We start from the raw sequence: 18,748 nt of genomic DNA, 5'->3' as shown, positions 1-18,748 counted from the left end.
CCACAAGGGGCCGGCGGTTCTGCTTTCCTGGGCGCTGCTTAGCGGGACGAGTCGATGATCGACTGCATTTCGTCCTGGGCCTCTTCCATGGCCTCATCCACCTCTTCGCCGCTGTCGGCGTAGAAGGCGCGGTTGAGCATGGTGACCCAGGGGCCGTTCAGCGAGTTGATCAGATCGTTGAAGACCGGGCTGTAGGGCGTCTTGCCCTTGGCCATGGCTTCAGCCGCGATCATGTAGCGGGCATCGAGCCCTTCCAGCGCCTGTTCGGCCACATCGTCACGCACCGGCAACGAACCGTTCTGGGCGAGGATCTTCTGCCCTTCCGGCGAATAGGCGAACGCGATGAAAGCCTCGATGGCCGGCATCTTGGCATCTTCGGTCTTGGCAGAGACGACGATGTTGTCGCCGCCGGCGAATGACGACCAGTCGCCGTCCTTGCCCGGCAGATAGGTCACGCCATATTCGAGGTCCGGATACTGATTGTTCAACGCGCCGATGGCGAAGGAGCCTGACGGCGTGATGCCGATATTGCCGCCGGCAAAGGCTGCGAAGAAGTTCGATCCGGCATCGGTCTGGGAGCCGGCCGGCACCAGCCCGTCCTCGACCATGCCGCGATAGAACTCGATCGCATCCTTCATCTGCGGCGTGGTGACGGTCGCCTTTGCGCCCTCATCCTCGAACAGCGCGCCGCCGGATGCCCAGACAAGCGGCATGAAGGTGAAGATGTTGCAGCCGCCGCAATTGCCGGAGAAGTAGAAACCGTAAGTGTCATCGCCAAGGGCGGCGACGGCTTCCGCATCGTCGCGGATTTCCGCCCAGTTCGTCGGGGCCTTGTCGGGATCGAGCCCTGCTTCCTCAAACAGGTTCTTGTTCCAGACCAGGACGGAGGCATCGGCCGAGAACGGCATGCCATAGATCTTGCCGTCATAGGTGCCGACGGTCAGATGCGCCTTGGAGAGATTGTCGTAATAGGGCAGCGACTTGGCGAACTCGGTCAGATCCTTGAGCTGGCCGGCCTGGGCAAAGGACGGCGTGTAGATCAGGTCGAGCGAGAGCGCGTCCGGCTCCGAACCGCCGGCAGCGGCGATTGCGTATTTCTGCACCAGTTCATTGACCGGCACGATCTGCAGTTCGGCCTTGTCCCCGCCCTTGGCGTTGAACGCGTCGACCAGTTTCGGCATAAATTCCGAGCCGTCGGAACGGACCCAGAGCGAGAATGTTTCGGCCTGGGCAAGGCCGGGCAATGCAAGCGCGGCAATCGCAGCGCCGCTGAGAAAAGTCTTGAGTTTCATGTCAATTACCTCCCGTTTTGGTGTCATGCTGAAGCCCACTCAAAGTTGAGCTAACGTTTGCGCAAACTGCGCGATCTCCTCCCCTTCAAACCGGCTTCTCACACTGGCGGGGCGGGGTCCCGGCGCAAACCTCAGTCGGGTCTTGCGCCGCAGGATTGTCTGACGACGAGGGTACAGGGCGTCTCCCGAATGCCCGGCTCGACTTCCTTGCCATCAATCATGTCGAGAAGCGCAAGGCCTGCACTTCTGCCAAGCTCTGGTAGCCCCATGTCAATCGTGGTCAGGGGCGGACGCGTGGCCTTTGCGAACACCTCCCAATTGTCGAAACCGACAATGGCAATGTCGTCCGGCACGCGGATCCCCATCAGCGCAAAGGCATCGATGACGCCGCGCGCAATCTGGTCGTTGCCGCAGAAAATGGCGTCCGGGCGTTCGCCGGCTTCGATCAGCGCATGGGCCGTGTCGTAACCATGGGCCTCCGTCCAGGCCGAGAAGATTGCCTCGCCGAAAGGCTCCAGACCGGCTTCGGCGAGGGCGGCACGCCAACCGGCCTCGCGCATGTGCGCGGCCTTGAAATCCAGCGGACCGGTAATGTGAGCGATCTTCCGGCGTCCGAGGCCAATCAGATGCCGAACGGCGTCCTTCGCCGCGTTGATGTCATCCGGCACGAAACTCACAGCCCCTTCGGGCGCGGCGGCATAGACATAGACAACGGGCATGCCGAGTGGCGGCAGGTCGATCGGCAGGCCGCGATCGGTCCGCTTGCCGGTGATGATCAAACCGTCGACCCGCTTTTCTTCCATCGCGCCGAGATTGAGCTTCAGGCTCTCCGGCTCGTATTTGCCGGCGCTCAGGAACACCGATACGCCGCGATCGGCCATGGCCGCGGAAAGACCGGCGGCCACCGGCAGGGTGAACCGGCCATAGGTGTCGTTTGTCAGAAGGCCAAGCGTGAAGGAGCGCTGCTGGACCAGCCCGCGCGCGATCGAGTTCGGCCGGTAATCGAGTTCGGCTGCAACGGCGCGCACGCGCTCCCGGGTCTCCTCCGACATCCGCCCCGTGCCGTTCAGCGCCCGCGAAGCGGTCGTCACGCTGACGCCGGCCTTCGTCGCGACATCACGGATCGTGCTGCGCTGATAAGCGCTCGCCGACTGCAGCTTTGCGTTACGGTCCGCCAAATTCATCCTCCCGGCACAAACGCTCCAAATTTCATGAGCAATCGTTTGCTCTTCTTTGGTTTATCGTTTGCGCAATTAAGTTTTCACAGACTCACGCGGCTGTCAAGCGGAGCGCGCGATCTCTTTCGGTCAAAGTTGACATCAACGCGCGCCGCATTTTCGCGCGGTAACGCACAGGCGGGATGATTGTGATGGGAGGCGCCGGAGCGGCGTTGTCGCGAACCGATACTTCAGCTGTCGAGCGCGACCGGTTCGTTTGCGCTCAGCGCGGGCAGTATTTCGCGGGAACCGGGCCGGCCGCGCACCTCGCTTGGAGCGCAATCGAACAGTTCCTTGAAACTGCGGTTGAAATAGGAAATGTCGTTGAAGCCGGCGGAATAGGCGACGTCGGCAATCGTCTCCCCGCTTTTCTGCGCCTTGATCTGCTCGATCTTCTCCCGTGCGAAGCGCAGGCGTTTGTCGCGGATGACCGTGGTGCAGGTGACGCCCATGCCTTGGAAATCCTGCTGCAGCGTGCGGATCGAGATGCCGAGCCGGGTCGCCAGCCACTTCGCGCTGAGATGGCTCTCGGTCAGATGCCGGTCGATCAGCATGTCGACCATATGCATGCGCCGCGCCGCTGTATCATTGAGCGGCGGATTCGCTTCCTGACGCCCGCCGCTGGAGATGAAGGCCTGGCGCGTGGCGTCGAGCACCAGATCGCGCAGATTGGCAGCGCCGGCATCCGTGTCCGGCGTCTCCATCAGCTTGGCAACCAGCGCCCGCAGCATCACCGCCATCGGATCATGCGCGCCGAGCTTGCGGGCGATATCGAAATCGACCTTGCTGCCGGCATACATGGTCTGGCGCGGCAGGTGCAGGGACAGATGATTGCTGAAATTGCCGCCGAAGAAGAAGGTTGTCGGCCGCGTCGAGTCGAGCAGCATGCATTCGCCGACATCCAGCCTGTTCTGCTGTCCGAGATGGTCGACGCCGCAATGGCCTTCGAGCTGAAGGATGAGAAACAGGTTTTCGCGCGTATCGCGCCTGATGTCGCTCTCGTCGCGGCGCACATAGTCGAGATCGTTGCAGACATGGGCGAAATCCATGCCGCAGACCTCGATATGCTTGACCGCGCCGAGCACGTCCTGACCCTTGTCGCAGGTGTGCGGATTGAAGTTGCCGCACAAACCGCGCAGCCCTTCGGCCCATTCATCGTAGGGTGTTGCGCGCCACGCCCGGCGCACCAGTGCATTGCTCTGCAAAAGTTCCAACTCCGCCCTCCCAAAACAGCGTCGGCAACCTGCAAAATATTTTGCAATCGTGACCCGGCGGGTAACGATCACAGCAGGTTAGGTGAGCATTCTGACCGATGTCAATAAATTTCGCATGTTAACCAACGTGTCCGCAGCCGTCCGGATGCCGAACGCCGCAAGCCTATTGACAGGTCTCTGCAAAACTATTTAACGTGTTAATCAAATAGGCTCAAGGGAGGAAAGCCAAAATGCGTGAATTCGATTTCATCGTCATCGGCGGCGGTTCGGCGGGCTGCGTTCTGGCCGCCCGCCTTTCGGAGGACAGCGCCAACAAGGTCCTGCTGATTGAAAGCGGCCGGCGCGACAAGGATCCCTACATCCACATTCCGGCCACCTTCTTCAAGGTGATCGAAAAAGGCACCGACGTCCATTTCTACACGTCCGAGCCCGATCCGGGCCTCAAGGGCAAGCCCAATATCGTGCCCCAGGGCAATGTCATCGGCGGCGGCTCCTCGATCAACGCGATGATCTACATCCGCGGCAACCGCAATGACTATGACAGCTGGGCCCAGATGGGCCTGCGCAATTGGTCCTATGACAGGGTGCTGCCGGTGTTCCGCGATATCGAGAACAACCAGCGCCTTTCCGGCGAGTTCCACGGCACGGAAGGAGCGCTGAAGGTTACCGATCGTCGTTTCGGCCACCCCTTGTCCTGGGCCTTCATTCGAGCCGCACAGGAAGCCGGCCTCCCCTATAACGAGGATTTCAACGGCAACCTCCAGGATGGCGTCGGCTTCTACCAGACCACCACCTCCACCGGCCGGCGCTGGAGCTCCGCGCAAGCCTTCCTTCGGGACGCGGAAAACCGCTCCAACCTGACCATCATGACCGAGACGCGCGTGGCCAGGGTGATATTCGAAGGCAAGCGCGCGGTCGGCGTCCTGACCGAGAAAGGCGAAACGCTGAAGGCTGCCCGCGAGATCGTGCTGTCGGCCGGCGCCATCGCCACGCCGAAGCTGCTGCAGCTCTCCGGCATCGGCGACGCCGCCCATCTGAAGCAGCACGGCATCGAGGTCATCTCCGACCTTCCCGGCGTCGGCGAGAATTACCAGGACCATCTGGAGGCGACCGTTCAGGCCGAGGTCAAGGATCCGATCTCGCTGTTCGGCGAAGACAAGGGCCTGAAAGCCGCCCGTCACATGCTGCAATACATGCTGACCAAGACCGGCGTCCTGACCAGCACGGTGGTCGAATCGGGTGGCTTCGCCGATACCGCAGGCACTGGCCAGCCCGATATCCAGTTCCATGTCCTGCCGTCTTTCGTCGGCTTCGCCGATCGCGAGGCGACGCCGGGGCACGGGATCGCGATCGGCCCCTGCTTCTTACGCCCGCAATCGCGCGGCACGGTGAAGCTGCGCTCGGCGGACCCGAAGGATCCGGCGCTCTTCAACGCCAATTCCTTCTCCAATCCGGCGGACCTCGAAACCCTGGTGCGCGGCGTGGAACTGGCGATCAGCATTACCGAGCAGCCCTCGCTTGCCAGGCTGATCAAGCGTCGCGTCCTGCCCGCCCCCGGCGTCGAAAAGGATCCTGAGAAGCTGCGCGACTATATCCGTTCCATCTCCAAGACCGTGTTCCACCCCTCCGGCACCGCCAAGATGGGGGCTGAGGACGACCGGATGGCGGTTGTCGGCGAAGACCTCAAGGTGCGCGGCGTTGAAGGCCTCAGGGTCGCCGATGCCTCGGTCATGCCGACGCTTGTTTCCGGCAATACCAATGCGCCGACGATCATGATCGGCGAGCGGGCAAGCCGCTTCATTCTCGGCAAGGACGAGGCTGCCTGAGAGACGAAAAGGCCCTGCGTATCAGTCCAAGCAAGCGCGCGCTTCTGCCCAAGACGCTGATGCACAGGGCCTTCATACTCATCCTCGATGGGTCACGCCCGATGCGCCGCAAAGCGACACCGCGCAGCGCAACCCGGCACGGGCTCCGGAATTTTCAACGGGAGAAGAAATTCCGGATGGGGCGCCAGAGGACCCGCATACGATCCGGCAGGCCTTGCAACCAAGGCCCGGGATATAGCTAAATGGAGGAGACACACGTGAAGACCATTCTGAAAGGCATGGCGGCAGGTTCGGTCCTGACGCTGATTTCCGCGCTCAGCGCCCACGCCGCGCCGTCCTGCGGCGACAACACCGGCGAAAAGGCGACCGGCGAGCCGATCGTCATCGGCGCCATCACCGGCAAGACCGGTCCGGACGACTTTTCCAACTCGACGCGGGCCGCCAAGGCCTATTTCGATTGCCTCAATGCCAATGGTGGCATTCATGGGCGTCCTGTCGAATACCTGATCGAGGACGACCAGTGGAACCCCGAAACCGCCCGGCAGCTCGCCGCGAAGCTGGTTGACGACCAGCAGGCCGTGGTTCTCGTCGGCAATTCCAGCTATGTCGATTGCGGCGCCAATGCCGACTACTACAAGGAAAACGGCGTTCTCGTGCTGGCCGGCACCGGCGTTCCGCGCGAATGCTTCTTTGCCGAAAACTACGCCCCTGCCAATGCCGGACCGCGCGTTTCCATGCTCGGCGCCGTCGGCTATGCGATCGATGAGCTCGGCACTGAGTCGGTCGTCTGCATCGGCCCGAATATTCCGAATGTCGGCACCTGGTCCTGCGACGGCGTCGAGGAACTGGCCAAGGAACGCGGCTTCGAAGCCCGCACCATTCTGATGGACCCGGCCTCGGCCGACGCAACCTCGATCATGCTGCAGGCTGCCGCCTATGGGCCCGACGCGATCGTGCTCGGCATGTCGAAGGGCATCGCCGTGCCGCTGCTGACTGCGGCGGAAGAACAGGGCCTCAACGAACAGATCGTGTTCCTCAGCGCCGCCTCGGCTTACGACCTTTCGGTCCCCGAGACCATCGGCCCCGGCTGGGATGACCGCTTCTACGTCAACATGGAATTCAACGACCTGGAAGCCGACACCCCAGACAATGCCAACTGGCTGGCGGTGATGGACGAATATGGTTCGCCCTCCGACCCGCGCGACACCTTCGCCCAGTCCGGCTATCTGGCGGCCCGCATCGCCGAGAAGGCGCTGATGTCGCTCGACCCCTCCGACATCAACCGCGAAACGGTAACCGCCGCGGTCGAGAACGTGCAGAACTTTCAGAGCGATATCTTCTGCGCGCCCTGGTATTTCGGCAAGGATCAGCCCCGCCACAATGCCAACTCGACGACCCGCATGGCCGTCAGCAAGGACGGCAAGTGGGAAGTCGTTTCCGACTGCGCCGCTTCCCCCGATCCGGAGCTGAAGGACATTCGCGCCTATGAAGAGGCGAACGGTCTCTGATCAAGCCGGTCGGCTTGCCCCATCGCCTTCAGGGCGGCGGGGAACCCGCATCTCATCCGACTTCGAGTGACGGCCAGCGCGACAACGCGCTGGCCTCCGCAGCACAGCGAACCCATGGACCCAACGCCATGAACTACACCCCTTTCATCATCTCCGGTCTCGGCATCGGCGCGGTCTACGCGCTGTCGGGCGTCGGGCTCGTCGTCCTTTACCGCGCGACCGGCGTGCTGAACTTCGCCTTCGGCGCCATCGGCGCGGTGGGCGCGCATGTCGCCTGGCAGGTACTGGAATGGGACTGGCCGCTGGCCGTGGCGATCCTTGCCGCCGTCGCCGTCTCGACTCTGACAAGCTTTGCCTATGGCCGCCTCCTCGCCCCGAAGCTCTCGCACCGCGATACCGTGGTCCGCGCCGTCGGCACGCTGGCGCTTGCCCTTGTGCTGATTTCGCTGATGGGCATCATCTGGGGCGAACTGCCGCGCCGCGTGCAGTTTCCGACGGACCGCATGTATGTGCTGATCTCGGGCGTCAGACTGACCTATACCCGCATCATCGCCATCGTCACCGCGCTTGCGACGGTTGCCGCCATCACCCTGCTACTGACCCGCACCCGCCTTGGCCTCGACATGCGGGCGCTGGCCAATGACCGCGACCTTTCCGCTATCCTGGGCGTTAGGATCCTCAGGACGGAGACGGCGGCCTGGCTGATCACCGGTGTGTTCGCTGGCTTTGCCGGCCTGCTTCTCGCCGATCTCGTCCGGCTTCAGGGGACCTTCCTGACCTTCCTCGTCATTCCGGCGATCGCGGCCGCCATTCTCGGTCAGTTGAGTTCGCTCTGGGTCACCGCCTTTGCCGGCATCGCCATCGGCATCGTCGAGGCGGTGCTGACGCCGATGGGCTGGATTTCGCCCTACCGCGCGGCGGCGCCCTTCGTCATCGCCCTCATCGCCGTCATCATTCTGGGCAGCACGGCCAAATCCGCGCTGAAAGACCGCTAATGGCCATGGAACAGACCTATTCATCTCCCCGCTCGCTGACCGCCGTTTCCCACGCGCACGGCCAGATCATCGTCATTCCCGTGGTGATGGCGGTCTTCGCCGCCGTCGTCGCCGTCACCGCCAATGCCTTCTGGCTCTCGGCGATCACCTCGGCCGTTGCGCTGTCGCTTTCCATCACCGGGATTTCCGTGCTTTACGGCCAGCTTGGTCTGGTGACGCTCTGCCAGTTTTCCCTCGTCGGCGTCGGCGGCTGGGTGACGCTGCGCGTCGGCCACGCCTTCCATGTGCCGTTCGAAATCAGCCTGCTTTCGGGCGGCGTCGGCGCGGCCCTTGCCGGCCTCGTCTTCGGCATTCCCGCCTTAAGACTGCGCGGGCTTTACCTGGCGCTGGTCACGCTGATGCTTGCCGGAGGGTTCCAGACCGTGATCAGCGCATGGGGCTTTCCCGATGGCGGCGCAGGCTTCCTCGGTCGCGCCAACGGTTCCGAGCGAGCCATGCTGCCGCGTCCCGGCATGGCCGACGGCCAGCTTGCCTATTTCATCTATGTCTGCGTGATTGCCGCCATCTGCCTGGCGATCGCGCGCGTCCACCGCTTCACCAGGCCGGGCCGCGCCTGGGCGCTGATCCGCAAGGGCCAGACGGTCGCCGTTTCCTCCGGCGTCAACGTGCTGCTCTACAAGGCCTGGGCCTTTGCGCTCTCCGGCTTTCTGGCGGGCATTGCCGGCGGGCTTCTGGCGGGCAATGTCGGCCAGTTGGACGGACGCGCCTTCTCCGCTTTCGAAAGTCTCAATCTCTTTGCTCTTGCCATCGTCGGCGGCGTGTTCAACTGGTACGGCGCTCTGATTGCCGGCCTGCTGCTGCGGGCGCTTCCGGCGCTGCTGACCGATCTCGGCATTGACGGCTATGTCACCATCGGCATTTTTGGCATCGCGCTTTTCCATGCGCTGGCAACAGCACCGAGCGGCATCGCAGGGCAGATCTCCGCCCTGATCGGCCGCGTCCAGGGCCTCATGTCGAAGGGAGCGGCGCGATGATCGAGATTTCCGACCTTCTCGTTGAATTCGGCGGCGTGCGCCCGATCAGCGACCTTTCGGCAAAATTGACCGCGCCGATTTCGGGCCTGATCGGTCCCAATGGCGCCGGCAAGACCACCCTGCTCAACGTCCTGTCGGGCTTTGTTACGCCGTCCCACGGCAAGGTGCGGCTGAACGGCGCCGATCTTCTACGGCTGAAACCGCTGCAGCGGGTGCGCGCGGGGCTGCGCCGCTCGTTCCAGACGGAACAGGTGGTGGAAGACCTGACGGTGCGCGACAACCTGATCGCCATCGCCGACAATGTGATGCATGTCGGCCACCGTTATGAAAGCGTCGACAAGGCGCTCGAATTCACCGGCCTGGCAAGCGTGGCGGAGAGTTCCGGCAGCGCGCTCAACCTCTTCCAGCGGCGCATGGTCGAGCTCGGCAAATGCGTCGTCGGCAAGCCGAAGCTGATCCTGCTGGACGAGCCGGCCGCCGGACTGACAGACGAGGAAAGCGCCAGGCTGCGCGAATGCGTGCTGAATATCCCCGATGCCTACGGCGCACAGGTTCTCGTCATCGACCACGATGTCGATCTCATTCGCGCCATGTGCAGCGAAACCCTGGTGCTCGACTACGGCAAGAAGCTGGCGCTGGGGCCCACGGAAGAGGTCCTGGAAGACCCCGACGTGCGCCGTGCCTATCTCGGAGAATTGTGACATGTCATCCATCGAAGTCGACAAGCTGACGGTCGAACGCGGCGGCAAGCCGGTCATTCACGGGATATCCTTTGCCGTCACATCGGGCGAGATCACCACGCTTCTGGGCGCCAACGGCGCGGGGAAATCCTCGACCGTCATGGCGCTCTCGGGCGCCATTCCCATCGCCTCCGGCACGGTGAAGCTCGACGGCAAGCCGATCAACGGCCACGCGCCCGACCGCATCCGCGGCGAGGGCGTCGCGCTGGTGCCCGAAGGCCATCGCGTTCTCGGCCAGCTGAGCGTCGAGGACAACCTGATGGTCGCCGCCCTCGATCCTTCCGCCGCCGGTCGCCGCAAGAGCCTGCAGGACGTCTACGAGATCTTCCCCGAGCTTTCCGAGCGGCGCAGCCAGTTGGCTTCCAACCTTTCGGGCGGGCAGAAGCAGATGGTCGCCATGGGCCAGGCCTTCATCGCCAAGCCGCGCTTCATGATCGTCGACGAATTGTCGCTCGGCCTCGCCCCGACTGTCGTCAAGCGGCTTGCCGAGGCGCTGAAGATCGCCGCGCAGTCGGGCATCGGCGTGCTGCTGATCGAACAGTTCGCCAATCTGGCGCTCGATCTGGCAGGCCACGCACTGGTGCTGGAACGCGGCAAGCTGGTCTTTGCCGGCACCTCCGCCGAACTCAGGGCGACGCCGGAAATCCTTCACGGCGCCTATCTCTCAAGCTGAAGCATGAGGCATACATGACCTACCAGTCCGGACTTTTTGCAGGCCGCACCGTCATCGTCACCGGCGGCACCACCGGCATTGGCGCTGCGACCGCGCGCCGGTTTGCAGCGCTCGGCGCCAATGTCACGGTGTGCGGCCTCAATGCCTCGGAAGCGCCGGAAGGCGTAAGCGCGGTTGAACTCAATGTGCTGGAGCCGGGCGCACTCGCGCAGTTCCTCGCCGGTTTCGAGACGATCGACATTCTGGTCAACAGCGTCGGCGTCAGCCGGGACCGCGACGAATGGCAAAAGGCGCGCTTCGACGAGGTGATGGCGATCAACCTCACCTCGGTGATGGACGCCTGCCGGCTGGCCCGCCCTAAGCTTGGGGCCGGAAGCTCCATCGTCAATATCGCCTCCATGTACGCCACATTCGGCGCCGCCGACCGGCCGGGCTATGCGGCGAGCAAGGGGGCGATCGTGCAGCTGACCAAGTCGCTGGCGCAGGAATACGCCGCAGCCGGCATCCGCGTGAACGCAGTGGCGCCCGGCTGGATCGTCACGCCGCTCAGCCGCGGCCTCTTTGCCGACCATGCGGCTTCCGATCCGATCAAGGCCCGCATTCCCGCCGGCCGCTGGGGCGAGGCCGAAGAGGTCGCCGATGCAATCGTGTTTCTGGCAAGTGATGCCGCCCGCTACGTCACCGGCGTCTCGCTGCCGGTCGACGGCGGTTATCTGACGGCATGAAAAAAGCCCCGCCAAGGTTCGGCGGGGCTTCGACTGGTGAAGCAAACCGGCTTACTCGCCGTTGCGGGTGATCGCTGAAAGCGGAACGCACGTGACGTCGACATCTTCCTTGTTGGTGGCGTAGCTGACGCAAAGCTGGTCATTCCACACAAGGCTCTTGGTGTAGTGATAGCCCGGACGCTTCGCCCGCCCCTCGCCTCGCTGTTCCTGCATGTCGCCGGTGGAGCGCAGCAGAAACGCCTCATCGAAATGAGCGCCGTCCTTTGACGTGACCACGGCGAGCGGGAAACGGCCCTTGTGGCCCGTCGGACTGCCGGCCATATAGGCCGTTCCATCCGGCAGATTGCCGGCGGCCTGTTTGGTGCGGGCATCCGGCATCTCGGTTTCGACGGGCTTGGACCAGGTCTCGCCGCCATCCGTGCTTTCGGAGGCAAGCTTCAGGAACGAACCGCCCTGATCGCGGAATACCATGACGGCCGCGCCATCGGCGCGTTCATACCAGCTCGGCTCCAGTTCGCGGGTGATGTCGCCCTCATGCGGCAGGTTCTCCATCTCGCCGACATGCCAGCCGGAAATCCCGAGCGGATCATCCGTATAGATCGGCTTCCCTGTGAGACCGGGCTGCATATGGGCCGAATTGATGATCCGGCCCGAGGAATGGGCGTGCGGGTCCTGCTCGAAAATGCCCATAAGTTCCGAACCATCCGCCATCAGCACCGGCCGGGCCTTGCTCCAGGTCTCGCCATCCTTGCTGGTCTTGTATTCCACATGGCCGCCGCGCGGGCTCACGCTGTCTGGCCAGGTATTGAGAAAGGCGACCAGCGTCTCGCCATCCGTCAGCCAACCGCCATTGCTGTGATAGCCCTCGTTCCAGGGCGCCGTCAGCGCCACCGGCTTGCTCCAGTTCTTGCCGTCCTCGCTGACAGCGTAGACCACCACGGTTTCGGTCGCGTCTTCATCCTGTTTCGAACTCTGCCACTGGGCATAGAGCTTGCCCTTGAATTCGATCAGCACGATGCCGTTGACGAACTGCCAGTCATCGGCGCCCGGCGCGAAGATCGTTACGGTTTCCACGCCCTCCGGCGTTTCCAGTCCGAGCGTATCCTCGTTAGCCGTGTCGACAAGGCCGGGTTCGACGGTGAAAGGCTTGTCGGCGGCAAGCGCCGGCGCCGAAACGGACGCCAGCATGGCGGCAACAAGGCCCAGAGTGACGCTAAGTCGTGATTTCATTATTTCCTCCCATATCCAGAATGGAAGCGAAGGTTAACATTCTCGCGAATTGATGCAATCACTTATTGGATAAGATATAGAATCTTTAATTAGATCAGTTCACGCGTCAACGGGCGTCATCCCGACAGCGTCAAAAATACGCAACCGCAACGAGCCGTTTGCCCATTTATTCAGCTAATTTTAAGGGGAACTGCGCGAATTTCAGCGCGTTGGTTGTATTGGGCCATGCATTTGCCGCCATCTGCAGGAAGGCATGGTCCTTGCATTACTGCTGATGTTGTATTGATATGCGATAATAACAATCGGGGGATGAACGCTTTGGCATTCGATGAAATGATGATCGCGGACAACCAGCCGCGCGACCCTTACAAGGACTACTATGACTGGTACAGTCAGCAGAACCCTGCATCCCTGATCGCGAAATCGCGCGACGCGGAGAACATCTTCCGCAAGACCGGCATCACCTTCGCCGTATACGGTCATGCAGACAGCTCGGAGAAGCTGATCCCCTTCGACATCGTGCCGCGCATCATTTCCGGTCGGGAATGGCGCAAGCTTGCGGCCGGCATCGAACAGCGCGTCATTGCGCTGAACGCCTTCCTCAAGGACATCTACCACAAGCAGGAGATCATCAAGGCGGGCCGCCTGCCGCGCCGGCTGATCGAGGAGAATGACGCCTTCCTGCCGCAGATGATCGGCTTCGAGCCGCCCGGCGGCGTCTATACCCACATTGTCGGCACCGACATCGTGCGCACGGGCGAGGACCAGTTCTACGTGCTGGAGGACAATGCCCGCACGCCGTCTGGCGTTTCCTACATGCTGGAAAACCGGGAAACGATGATGCAGATGTTTCCCGAACTGTTCTACAAGAACCGGGTGCGCCGCGTTGAGGACTATCCCCAGCTTCTGCGCCAGAGCCTTGCGACGCTTGCGCCTCCCGGTTTCTCCGGCACCCGTCCGCGCGTCGGCGTTCTGACGCCCGGCATCTACAATTCCGCCTATTACGAGCATTCCTTCCTCGCCGACATGATGGGCGTGGAACTGGTCGAGGGCCAGGACCTGCGCGTCATCGACGGCAAGGTGAAGATGCGCACCACGCGCGGCTACGAGGCGATCGACGTCATCTATCGCCGCGTGGACGACGACTTCCTCGATCCGCTGACCTTCCGTCCGGATTCAGCGCTGGGCGTGCCCGGCATCATGGATGTCTACCGCGCCGGTCACGTGACCATCGCCAACGCGCCGGGCACCGGCATTGCCGATGACAAGGCGATCTATTCCTACATGCCGGAAATCGTCGAGTTCTATACGGGCCAGAAGCCGCTTCTCGAAAACGTGCCGACCTGGCGCTGTTCCGAGCCGGAGAGCCTCGCCTATGTGCTCGACAACATTGCCGATCTCGTGGTCAAGGAAGTGCACGGCTCCGGCGGCTACGGCATGCTCGTCGGCCCGACGGCCAGCAAGAAGGAGCTCGAGGACTTCACCGCCAAGCTTCGCGCCCGCCCGGCGAACTACATCGCCCAGCCAACGCTTTCGCTCTCCACCGTCCCGATCCTCGTCAAGAAGGGCATCGCCCCGCGCCATGTCGACTTGAGGCCCTATGTGCTGGTGTCGGACCGCGTGCGGATCATGCCCGGCGGGCTGACACGTGTTGCATTGAAGGAAGGCTCCCTGGTGGTCAATTCCAGCCAGGGCGGCGGAACCAAGGATACATGGGTGCTGGAGGACTGATGATGCTTGGAAAAACCGCAAACGGCCTGTTCTGGATGTTCCGCTATTTCGAGCGCGCCGAGAACATCGCCCGCCTGATTGATGCCGGCCAGCGCGTGGCCCTGACGCGTTCCAACGGCGCTGACGACTGGGATGGCATCCTGCAGAGCGCAGGCGTGCAGGAAGCCTACTTCGAAGTGCACAGCAAGCTGACGGCCGACAACGCCATCGACTTCCTGCTGCGCGACCGCCGCAATCCTTCCAGCGTCGTCTCCTGCATCGACGCGGGCCGCAACAATGCCCGCCTTGTGCGCACCGCGCTGACACGCGAGACGTGGGAGGCAACCAATGAATGCTGGATCGAGAGCCGCAGCCTGCTTTCGGCAAAGCTGAGGCCGGCCGACCTGCCCAAGGCGATCGACCTGATCAAGCACAAGACGGCGCTGATCCGTGGCACGTTCCACGGATCGATGCTCCGCAACGAGATCTACAATTTCGCCCATATCGGCACGTTCATCGAGCGCGCGGACAACACCAGCCGCATTCTCGACGTGAAATATTACGTGCTGCTGCCCTCCGTGCACCATGTCGGCACCTCGCTCGACAATCTTCAGTGGGAATCGATCCTGCGTTCGGTCTCCGCCCACCGGGCCTATGGCTGGGTGCATAATGGCGAGTACCGGCCGAGCCAGATCGCCGATTTCCTGATCCTCGATGTGCAGTTGCCGCGCTCGCTCGCCTATTCCTACGAGAAGATCGTGCTCAATCTCGATTATCTGGCCGCCGATTACGGCGAGCGGCTGGAGGCGCACGAGACGGCGCATGCCATTCGCAGCACGCTTCGCAGCCAGAAGATCAAAACGATCATGGATAACGGCCTGCACCAGTTCCTCGAGGACTTCGTCAGCCGGAACAACAAGCTCAGTCAGCAAATCAGCGAGGGGTATCGCTTCTACGCGTGACGCGCGTGTGAGGCGTGAAGGGACAAACGCGATGCTTTTGAACATCAACCATGTGACTGAATACAGTTACGAGACGCCGGTTCAGTTCTCGCTGCAACGGCTGAGGCTGACGCCGCTCGATTCGGCCGGCCAGACGGTGCGGGACTGGGCCGTGACCATCGAGGGCGCCAAGAGCGAGGTCGCCTATACCGACCAGTACGAGAACCACGTGCGGCTCGTCTCCGTCGAAGGGGAACATCCGAGCGTTCGCCTGATCGCCTCGGGCACGGTGGAAACCCGCGACACGGACGGCATTTTCGGCCCGGCCTCGCCAGACATCCCGCTCTGGCTGTTCCTGCGCCAGACTCCGCTGACGGTCGCCGACAAGGCAATCGAAAAACTGGTCGAAAAGCTCGAGGGCGATTCGAACCTGGCCAAGCTCCACAACCTGATGGAGCGGCTGCACAAGACCATGACCTTCAAGCCGGGCACGACCAGCGTCGCAACCACGGCCGGCGAGGCTCTGGAGGCGAAATCCGGCGTCTGCCAGGACTATGCCCATATCGTGATTGCCTGCGCCCGCAAGATGAAGGTGCCGGCGCGTTATGTCTCCGGCTATCTCTATATGCCCGATCTGGAGAACCAGACGGCAAGCCATGCCTGGGCGGAATGCTATCTGGAAGGCCTCGGCTGGGTCGGCTTCGACGCCGCCAACAAGGTCTGCCCGGACGAGCGCTATGTGCGCGTGGCATGCGGTCTCGACTACAAGGATGCCGCGCCCGTTTCCGGCATGACCATCGGCGGCGGCAAGGAAAGCCTTGCCGTCAAGCTCTCCGTTGCCAGCCAGAGCCAGTCGCAAAGCCAGAGCTGAGCAGCCAGAGAAAAAAGAACCGCCGCGATGGCTCAGCCACGCGGCGGTTTTGCTATGCCGTCAGAGCGCTTGCCAAAACCGGCAGCCCCATGCCTTCACGCCAGCGGTCGATCACCCGTGCATTCAGGATACTCTCCTCGCCGCTCAGCGCCGGCCAGGGCGCCGTCTTCAGCCCGGCGAGAATGGCGTTCGTTGCTGCTTCGGCCTCGAAGGCGAAGAGCTGACGCGGGTCGCGCAGCCATTCCTCGCGCGTGCCCTCTTCCGTTTCGATCACGATGCTCGCGTCGGAGGGGCCGGCATTGCGGCCGGGACGCCACGGAACGGGGAGCCTGATGGTGCCCTTCGTGCCGGTCAGCACCAGCGTGTCTTCCATCTGCCGGCGCAGGGCGCAGGCGATGCTCGCCGTCAGCCCGTCGCCGAAATCGAGCTCGGCCTCGGCAATTTCATCGACGCCGGTCGGGCCGATCTCGCCACTCGCCTCAAGCGCCACCGGCTCGGCATAGGGCAGACCTTGCGCCGCGCCGGCGATCAGACGCACGGTCGTCACCGGATAGCAGCCGATATCGAGAATGCCGCCGCCGCCAAGGGCCGGATCGAACAGCCGCGAGGACGGATCGCGCTCCTTGAAGCCGCCATTCTTCGCTTCGATACGGGTGAGTTTTCCGATCACGCCTTCGCGCACCAGTTCGACCAGCCGGACGGTTTGCGGATGGCTGCGGCACTTGTAGGCCTCCATGAAGAAGACATCGGCCTTGCGGGCGGCTTCGACCAGCATCTCGACATCGCGCGCGCCAAGGCCCGCCGGTTTCTCCACCATCAGCCCCTTGCCGGCCTCGATCGCCAGAAGGCCGTGCGCCAGGTGGAAGGAATGCGGGGTCGCGACATAGATCACATCAAGATCGGGATCGGCGACAAGTGCTTCATAGGAGCCGTAGAGCCGTTCCACCCCATTGCGTTCGCCGAACGCCGCCAACCGGTCCGGCGTGCGTCCGCCGGCGGCCAGAAGCTTCGCCGCAGGTGTCTGGGCAAGCCCCACGGCGAAGTTGTTGGCAATGGTGCCGGGGCCGAGAATGCCCCAGGCAACCTGTCTTTCGGTCACGCTCACACGCCGCCGCCCGGATAGTTCGGGCTTTCGCGGGTGATGGTCACGTCATGGGCGTGGCTTTCGCGCAGTCCCGCATTGGAGATCTGCACGAAGGTCGCCTTTTCCTGGAAGTCGACGATGTCCTTGCCGCCGACATAGCCCATGGCGGCGCGGAGACCGCCGGCAAGCTGATGCAGGACGCCGCCGGTCGGGCCCTTGTAGGGCACTTGGCCTTCAATGCCCTCGGGAACCAGCTTCAGCGTGTCGCGCACTTCCGCCTGGAAGTAGCGATCCGCCGAGCCGCGCGCCATGGCGCCAACCGAGCCCATGCCGCGATAGGCCTTGAAGGAACGGCCCTGATAGAGGAACACCTCTCCTGGGCTTTCATCCGTGCCTGCCAGAAGCGAGCCGACCATGACGGCGGAAGCGCCCGCGGCGATCGCCTTGGCCATGTCGCCGGAAAACTTGATGCCGCCATCGGCGATCACCGGAATGCCGGCATCACGCGCGGCTTCGGACGCTGCCATGACGGCAGCAAGCTGCGGCACGCCGACGCCCGCGACAATGCGCGTGGTGCAGATCGAGCCCGGGCCGATGCCGACCTTCACGGCGTCCGCGCCCGCATCGATCAGCGCCTTGGTGCCGTCGGTGGTGGCGACATTGCCAGCCATGATGCGCACCGAGTTCGACAACGTCTTCACTCGGCCAACGGCATCCAGAACCTTCTGCGAGTGGCCATGGGCGGTGTCGATGACGATCAGGTCGACGCCGGCATCGACCAGCATTTCGGCGCGCTGGAAACCGTCATCGCCAACGGAAATGGCGGCGGCGGCGCGAAGCCGTCCCTGCGCATCCTTCGAGGCGTTGGGGTTCAACTGCGATTTCTCGATGTCCTTGACGGTGATGAGGCCGACGCAATGGCCGCGATCGTCAACGACGAGCAGCTTCTCGATGCGGTGGTGGTGGAGAAGCCGCTTGGCTTCCTGCTGGTCGACCGTTTCACGAACCGTGATCAGGTTCTCCCGCGTCATCAGTTCGTAGATGCGCTGCTCGGGATTGGAGGCGAAGCGGACGTCGCGGTTCGTCAGAATGCCGACGAGGCGGCCGGAGGTGTGGCCGTCGCTGGTGCCCTGCTCGACCACCGGAATACCGGAAATATGATGCGCCTTCATCAGCGCCAGCGCTTCTGCAAGGGTTGCGTCCGGGCCGATGGTGACCGGGTTGACCACCATGCCGCTCTCGAACTTCTTCACCTGGCGAACCTGTTCGGCCTGCTCGTGGGGGGTGAGGTTGCGGTGGATGACGCCGATGCCGCCGGCCTGTGCCATGGCGATCGCAAGCCGGGCCTCGGTGACCGTATCCATCGCGGAGGAGAGGATGGGCAGGTTGAGGTTGATGTCGCGGGCGATCGTGGTCGAGACGTCGACCTGTCCCGGCATCACCTCTGAATGACCCGGCTGCAGCAGCACATCATCGAAGGTGAGCGCCTGCATTCCGGTAGCGGCCTGAATAATCTGAGCCATGGCCAATTTCCTTTTTCAAATACGAAATGGCCGGGCGGTGCGTTCCGTCCGGTCCCTTGCAGATAAGTCTGGAAGTTGGCGAGTGCTCGTAACACGAAGATGACGTGTTGGAAATACCCAATCCGAAATGACGTTTCGGATTGGGTGGATTGTGAAGGCGGCGCG

At 63.0% G+C, this 18,748-nt stretch carries 16 protein-coding genes; 10 read left to right on the top strand and 6 right to left on the bottom strand.

All coding sequences use genetic code 11. From position 1 onward, the window contains the following. Positions 1-38 precede the first annotated feature (38 nt). From GGR30_RS05865 to GGR30_RS05855, 3 genes are all read right to left on the bottom strand, one after another. The gene (locus GGR30_RS05865; RefSeq protein WP_183483518.1) at positions 39-1,292 is read right to left on the bottom strand and encodes an ABC transporter substrate-binding protein; all 1,254 of its coding nucleotides are present in this window, start codon (positions 1,290-1,292) and stop codon (positions 39-41) included. Positions 1,293-1,423: 131 nt separating this feature from the next. Beyond that, entirely contained in the window at positions 1,424-2,470 is a 1,047-nt protein-coding gene (locus tag GGR30_RS05860) for a LacI family DNA-binding transcriptional regulator (protein WP_246413616.1), read from the bottom strand. 230 nt (positions 2,471-2,700) lie between these two features. Next, positions 2,701-3,723: a helix-turn-helix domain-containing protein gene (locus GGR30_RS05855; RefSeq protein ID WP_183483514.1), complete on the bottom strand. Its 1,023-nt coding sequence runs from the start codon at positions 3,721-3,723 to the stop codon at positions 2,701-2,703. Positions 3,724-3,953: 230 nt separating this feature from the next. On the opposite strand from GGR30_RS05855, the gene GGR30_RS05850 reads away from it, so the two are divergent. From GGR30_RS05850 to GGR30_RS05820, 7 genes are all read left to right on the top strand, one after another. After that, positions 3,954-5,549: a GMC family oxidoreductase gene (locus GGR30_RS05850; RefSeq protein ID WP_183483512.1), complete on the top strand. Its 1,596-nt coding sequence runs from the start codon at positions 3,954-3,956 to the stop codon at positions 5,547-5,549. 242 nt (positions 5,550-5,791) lie between these two features. Further along, positions 5,792-7,057, top strand: a complete 1,266-nt coding sequence (locus tag GGR30_RS05845; RefSeq protein ID WP_246413614.1) for an ABC transporter substrate-binding protein — start codon at positions 5,792-5,794, stop codon at positions 7,055-7,057. Positions 7,058-7,185: 128 nt separating this feature from the next. Beyond that, positions 7,186-8,052: a branched-chain amino acid ABC transporter permease gene (locus tag GGR30_RS05840; protein ID WP_183483509.1), complete on the top strand. Its 867-nt coding sequence runs from the start codon at positions 7,186-7,188 to the stop codon at positions 8,050-8,052. Further along, complete coding sequence (locus GGR30_RS05835) at positions 8,052-9,086, top strand: branched-chain amino acid ABC transporter permease (RefSeq protein WP_183483507.1); 1,035 nt, start codon at positions 8,052-8,054, stop codon at positions 9,084-9,086. The genes GGR30_RS05840 and GGR30_RS05835 overlap by 1 nt, the downstream gene beginning before the upstream one ends. Continuing rightward, on the top strand, positions 9,083-9,787 hold the full coding sequence (locus tag GGR30_RS05830) for an ABC transporter ATP-binding protein (RefSeq protein ID WP_183483505.1): 705 nt from the start codon (positions 9,083-9,085) through the stop codon (positions 9,785-9,787). Before GGR30_RS05835 ends, GGR30_RS05830 begins: the two co-directional genes overlap by 4 nt. Before the next feature lies 1 nt (position 9,788). Then, positions 9,789-10,499 carry an ABC transporter ATP-binding protein gene (locus tag GGR30_RS05825; RefSeq protein ID WP_183483503.1) on the top strand — a complete coding sequence of 237 codons (711 nt, stop codon included), beginning with the start codon at positions 9,789-9,791 and terminating at the stop codon, positions 10,497-10,499. A 14-nt stretch (positions 10,500-10,513) separates the two neighbouring features. Next, entirely contained in the window at positions 10,514-11,224 is a 711-nt protein-coding gene (locus GGR30_RS05820; RefSeq protein ID WP_183483501.1) for an SDR family NAD(P)-dependent oxidoreductase, read from the top strand. Positions 11,225-11,275: 51 nt separating this feature from the next. Here GGR30_RS05820 and GGR30_RS05815 read toward each other — a convergent pair whose 3' ends face one another. Continuing rightward, the gene (locus GGR30_RS05815) at positions 11,276-12,454 is read right to left on the bottom strand and encodes a sialidase family protein (RefSeq protein WP_210287956.1); all 1,179 of its coding nucleotides are present in this window, start codon (positions 12,452-12,454) and stop codon (positions 11,276-11,278) included. 309 nt (positions 12,455-12,763) lie between these two features. Here GGR30_RS05815 and GGR30_RS05810 point away from each other — a divergent pair, with 309 nt between their 5' ends. Genes GGR30_RS05810 through GGR30_RS05800 form a run of 3 tightly spaced genes read left to right on the top strand, consistent with a single transcriptional unit; the run spans position 12,764 to position 15,976 of the window. After that, positions 12,764-14,185: a circularly permuted type 2 ATP-grasp protein gene (locus GGR30_RS05810; protein WP_183483499.1), complete on the top strand. Its 1,422-nt coding sequence runs from the start codon at positions 12,764-12,766 to the stop codon at positions 14,183-14,185. Between the two features lie 2 nt (positions 14,186-14,187). Next, entirely contained in the window at positions 14,188-15,126 is a 939-nt protein-coding gene (locus GGR30_RS05805) for an alpha-E domain-containing protein (RefSeq protein ID WP_138748914.1), read from the top strand. A 31-nt stretch (positions 15,127-15,157) separates the two neighbouring features. Further along, positions 15,158-15,976, top strand: coding sequence for a transglutaminase family protein (locus GGR30_RS05800; protein WP_183483497.1), 819 nt, complete (start codon positions 15,158-15,160; stop codon positions 15,974-15,976). Positions 15,977-16,028: 52 nt separating this feature from the next. Here the strand turns inward: GGR30_RS05800 and GGR30_RS05795 are convergent, their stop codons facing one another. Together GGR30_RS05795 and guaB are read right to left on the bottom strand one after the other, a co-directional pair. Continuing rightward, entirely contained in the window at positions 16,029-17,075 is a 1,047-nt protein-coding gene (locus GGR30_RS05795) for a Gfo/Idh/MocA family protein (RefSeq protein WP_183483495.1), read from the bottom strand. Between the two features lie 2 nt (positions 17,076-17,077). Beyond that, positions 17,078-18,583, bottom strand: coding sequence for an IMP dehydrogenase (guaB, locus tag GGR30_RS05790; protein ID WP_183483493.1), 1,506 nt, complete (start codon positions 18,581-18,583; stop codon positions 17,078-17,080). Positions 18,584-18,748 lie beyond the last annotated feature (165 nt).

This window comes from Martelella radicis (assembly GCF_014196625.1).
GTDB lineage: Bacteria > Pseudomonadota > Alphaproteobacteria > Rhizobiales > Rhizobiaceae > Martelella > Martelella radicis.
The sequence above is the reverse complement of the archived record's forward strand: the minus strand, read 5'-3'. Positions and strand labels throughout refer to the sequence as shown.

What these genes read in the sequence shown, in the direction of transcription:
- GGR30_RS05865 (WP_183483518.1), bottom strand. Translation starts at nt 1,292, where the DNA reads ATGAAACTCAAGACTTTTCTCAGCGGCGCTGCGATTGCCGCGCTTGCA.
- GGR30_RS05850 (WP_183483512.1), top strand. Translation starts at nt 3,954, where the DNA reads ATGCGTGAATTCGATTTCATCGTCATCGGCGGCGGTTCGGCGGGCTGC.
- GGR30_RS05845 (WP_246413614.1), top strand. Translation starts at nt 5,792, where the DNA reads ATGGAGGAGACACACGTGAAGACCATTCTGAAAGGCATGGCGGCAGGT.
- GGR30_RS05840 (WP_183483509.1), top strand. Translation starts at nt 7,186, where the DNA reads ATGAACTACACCCCTTTCATCATCTCCGGTCTCGGCATCGGCGCGGTC.
- GGR30_RS05835 (WP_183483507.1), top strand. Translation starts at nt 8,052, where the DNA reads ATGGCCATGGAACAGACCTATTCATCTCCCCGCTCGCTGACCGCCGTT.
- GGR30_RS05830 (WP_183483505.1), top strand. Translation starts at nt 9,083, where the DNA reads ATGATCGAGATTTCCGACCTTCTCGTTGAATTCGGCGGCGTGCGCCCG.
- GGR30_RS05825 (WP_183483503.1), top strand. Translation starts at nt 9,789, where the DNA reads ATGTCATCCATCGAAGTCGACAAGCTGACGGTCGAACGCGGCGGCAAG.
- GGR30_RS05820 (WP_183483501.1), top strand. Translation starts at nt 10,514, where the DNA reads ATGACCTACCAGTCCGGACTTTTTGCAGGCCGCACCGTCATCGTCACC.
- GGR30_RS05815 (WP_210287956.1), bottom strand. Translation starts at nt 12,454, where the DNA reads ATGAAATCACGACTTAGCGTCACTCTGGGCCTTGTTGCCGCCATGCTG.
- GGR30_RS05810 (WP_183483499.1), top strand. Translation starts at nt 12,764, where the DNA reads ATGAACGCTTTGGCATTCGATGAAATGATGATCGCGGACAACCAGCCG.
- GGR30_RS05805 (WP_138748914.1), top strand. Translation starts at nt 14,188, where the DNA reads ATGCTTGGAAAAACCGCAAACGGCCTGTTCTGGATGTTCCGCTATTTC.
- GGR30_RS05800 (WP_183483497.1), top strand. Translation starts at nt 15,158, where the DNA reads ATGCTTTTGAACATCAACCATGTGACTGAATACAGTTACGAGACGCCG.
- guaB (WP_183483493.1), bottom strand. Translation starts at nt 18,583, where the DNA reads ATGGCTCAGATTATTCAGGCCGCTACCGGAATGCAGGCGCTCACCTTC.